The 3617-nt window shown below is 36.9% G+C and carries 4 protein-coding genes; all 4 read right to left on the bottom strand.

Features of this window, described 5'->3' with window-relative positions:
* Positions 1–181, bottom strand: a 181-nt coding sequence (locus LMU01S_RS09655; protein ID WP_225354628.1) for a Rep family protein, incomplete at its 3' end; no start/stop codon positions are given.
* Positions 182–1028: 847 nt separating this feature from the next.
* Positions 1029–1358 carry a hypothetical protein gene (locus LMU01S_RS09650; RefSeq protein ID WP_056958555.1) on the bottom strand — a complete coding sequence of 110 codons (330 nt, stop codon included), beginning with the start codon at positions 1356–1358 and terminating at the stop codon, positions 1029–1031.
* A 2-nt stretch (positions 1359–1360) separates the two neighbouring features.
* Positions 1361–1630, bottom strand: coding sequence for a leucocin A/sakacin P family class II bacteriocin (locus LMU01S_RS09645; protein WP_056958553.1), 270 nt, complete (start codon positions 1628–1630; stop codon positions 1361–1363).
* A 523-nt stretch (positions 1631–2153) separates the two neighbouring features.
* The gene (mobV, locus tag LMU01S_RS09635) at positions 2154–3551 is read right to left on the bottom strand and encodes a MobV family relaxase (protein WP_056958546.1); all 1398 of its coding nucleotides are present in this window, start codon (positions 3549–3551) and stop codon (positions 2154–2156) included.
* Between the last annotated feature and the right edge of the window lie 66 nt (positions 3552–3617).

The raw sequence follows: 3617 nt of genomic DNA, 5'->3' as shown, positions 1-3617 counted from the left end.
ACAAAATAACGTGCCAGTGAGCTTTTTTGACCGTTCCATCAGGGTTAATATCCTTATCGTGCAATGGACTTTCCACCCACGGAACATGATACTCATCCAAAAGGTCTCTCCAATTCTCTGGCGCACTTTCAGGGTAAACAATAAATGTCCAAGTTCTTGCTCGATCATCTTTCTTTGTCATACTAAAAAACCTCCTAGTCGACCTCAGAAAGCTAAAATCGATTAGAAGGATTGCATTTTACCCACTTTTTGCGTAAAATATACTACGAGAACAGCGAATATATACACTTCGCCCGTTCTGAGCAAAATACAAAGCTTTTTATCGTTTAGCCCTTGCAGAAAACCCGCCAAAGTTTTGACTGCAAGGCTATTTTTTTAGCTTCTAAGCTCTTTTTATTTATTACAAGGGTAATTGTACTACAAACACTCTAAAACGTTCAAGAACGCTAAACAAGCCCATATAACGAAAAATGACAAAAGTATAATTATACTTTACCCGCAAAAATATTTTTCTCAGCAACGTGAATTACTTTTTTCAAATTGTCAATAACAAACTTAAAATTTGTAAAAATGACATACTTTTGACCCTTTTGTGACATCTTTTTGACCACCCCCTGAAAAAGGAACGACCCATTTCAGATTCGTCAAACAAAAAATTGAAATTTACAAAAACGACACCTGAATGATCAATTTTGCGACACTTCATTGACTAGTATTTTATTTACGCGGGGCTTACCACCCCACACCCCCGTCAAGCTGATGTCAGCTTGATCACAGTCATACGTGCCGTATATCGCGCAGAACAGCCCAAAAATGGACTGTTCTTATTCCTTATCGTGTTTTTATGGTCTCGTTAGTCAAGGGTTGCCCTACGGCGTCTCGCTTTCGCTTGCCCCTTGACTAACATCTACTTCCTGCGGGCTCTCGCCACCAACCACTATTCATGTTATACTTAAGTTACGAAGATATAGTGCACTTGCACACCAAAGCCCTAGAGAATTCGTGGTTCTCTAGGGCTTTTATATATACTATATAAACCAGGTATCCGCATAGACCAAACCATCAAACCCTTTTTGGAATGATTTTCTAGTAAACACAGTTAATTTCGATACAAGTTCTTCCTGAGATCTCGTAAAATGACATTCCTTACTCAAAGACAATCTTGAAAAAACTCTTTTCATTTTTTCTACAGCCTCAGGGACTTCTTTACACTTCGCAGAAATTTTGTCAGGTTTATTTATTTTATTATAAGCGACTTGTACTGCATTTCTAGCCTCCTGATTATTTAAGCTGTTATACAAGTCAGTTAATAAATTATTAACTTTTTGAATGTTTTGCATTGCCTTTTTCGAGTTCATTATTAAAAACCACCAGTCCCTAATTTAGGCAAACCATTCATCCAACCCCGATACGAAATCTCACCAATAGATTGTCGCGCTTGATTCCAGTCAACACGACAAGTAAACTGGTTACAATAAAGACCATTTGCATAATATTTTTCAGGTAATTTTCCAGTAGTTCCAGCTCCTACAGGAACATTTGCAGAAACACTAGCTGAAGCTGTACTATTCAAATTAGTTACAAAAACAAGGGATAACGCGATAGATAAAACAAGAAATACTTTCTTCATAACTGTCACTCCTTTTTAATAATAACTAAGGCAAAAACTGATTAAAACCCTTACAAAACAAATTCTAACATAAAAGTTTTTCTCATGTAAATATTAATTTTCAATTAATAAAGTGTGAGTTATCGATATACATTAAATCCAATTTCAATCAACACAAGTTACTTAGAAATAAAAAGAAAAATATGTTATACTAGTATTGAATCGAATTGTGACACACTGATGTCGGATCGCACAGCCTGTAACTGTGCGATTTTTTTATGCAAAAAAGAGCCTTGCTTCCTGTAAAAACAAGACCCTTTACGGTTAGATATTTTGCTACTTACGCTTATTGTTATCGTCTAACCAGTGCTTTAGTAACAACAAAAACACGCCAACAAAAAGCGGAGCTGTGACAGCTATATCGAATTGCGACACACTAACACCCCCTTCCCAAAAAACAAAGGGTTGTAGCAACTTTTTTAGTATATCAGATTTTTTGAAGCCAATGTTATTTTTGGAATATTGACGAACACAGCACTTAAAGTTACCTACGTACAATACCTCTTTGAGACGTTTTCTTTACCTTTGGCTTATAAAACTTTGCGATCTCCCTTGCTCTTTCAGGAGTATCATCAAAGTTCTTCAGCAGATCGTTTGGATTGGCTACACTACCATTTTTCAAAAAAGTAGCTCTTGGTCTGCTGATTTTGCGCGAACTAGTGAGTGTGTAATCACGATCACCATCCGGCGATAGCCTGCTCTTTAGTTCGCTGATTTTAGGATTTACAAACAAAAATCTATTGCTCTCCCCTAAAATATTTCCTTCAGCAAAAGTTCCCTTAGCATAATCGCTCCGTTCTGGATCGACCCACTCTTTAACTTCAGCTGTTATTTTTGCTCTTCCTATGGTCGTTTTATCAACGCTAGTATTCAAATAGCGTCTCAAAGTTTTTTTCCAGCGATCTAGATGCTTAATTAACTGCTCACGCACGTCCTTAAGCATATCGCTAGCGGATAATTTGAACGCCTTGACATTATTTACAGGCGTTTTATCTTCGCTCGAAATAATAGTCACATCGTTTAAAATCCTTCTAGGCGGTCTCAAAGCCTGCGCTATCAATTCAGTTCTAGTATTAAGAAAATTCCTAATCGATCCCAAGAAAATCGGTTTCTGAATTCCGTCGTAAAAATATAACGGCTCGTCTTCTGACGGGATAACGGCATTCGTTACTAAAACAGAATTTATCGTATTAGTAACATGCGAAATTTCTCGTTCAAACTCTACTTCCAACGCTTTATTTCGTCTCTCTAAATATTCATTCTCCTTTCTCATTGCTGCTAAATCTGCCTGCGCTTTTTTATATTCAGGTACAGTCAGTTTTTTTCTGGTTTCGTCCTTTCGTCCCCGTTTAACATCAAAACCCTTGTCTTTCAGAAATACAGGTAATTCGCTTTGCACGCTTCTTAACGCAGATCGATTAAACACATTTTTTGCGCTCAAGCGACCATCACTAGTTAGTGGGACAATACCCAAATGCATATGCGGTGTAGTCTCATCAAAATGCACTTTGGCATAAACGACATTTTCACTACCAAATTTTTCTCCAAAATACTTTAATGACCAAGTGAAATATTTTTTGACATCATTCTCATTCATTTTTTCAAAAATTTCAGGAGAAGCCGAAACGATCCATTCTGCTAACACAACAGCGTCTTTACGGACTTTACGATCCGACTTCCGATTGCGCATGATCCGATCAGAAACACGCTTTTGGTAAGACCCAGTCTCAGTAACTAAATCTAAGTTCAGGTTCTTTTTGCTGACATCGATATCCTTATTCGAGTGATTTTTAGTTTTTCGCTCATTATGAATCTCGATCCCCCCTAAATTTTCTTGCTTAAACTTTCTCATGGTTGCCACTACAAAATTGTTATTGGACATATTTTTCCACCTTTCTTGTGATAAATTACCTGCAATCTATCACAAGAAAAGCATCTTGTTTTTTTT

This window comes from Ligilactobacillus murinus DSM 20452 = NBRC 14221 (genome assembly GCF_001591685.1).
GTDB classification, from domain to species: domain Bacteria; phylum Bacillota; class Bacilli; order Lactobacillales; family Lactobacillaceae; genus Ligilactobacillus; species Ligilactobacillus murinus.
The sequence above is the reverse complement of the archived record's forward strand: the minus strand, read 5'-3'. Positions and strand labels throughout refer to the sequence as shown.

Coding starts and splice junctions, on each gene's coding strand:
- LMU01S_RS09650 (WP_056958555.1), bottom strand. CDS start 1,358: ATGAACTCGAAAAAGGCAATGCAAAACATTCAAAAAGTTAATAATTTA.
- LMU01S_RS09645 (WP_056958553.1), bottom strand. CDS start 1,630: ATGAAGAAAGTATTTCTTGTTTTATCTATCGCGTTATCCCTTGTTTTT.
- mobV (WP_056958546.1), bottom strand. CDS start 3,551: ATGTCCAATAACAATTTTGTAGTGGCAACCATGAGAAAGTTTAAGCAA.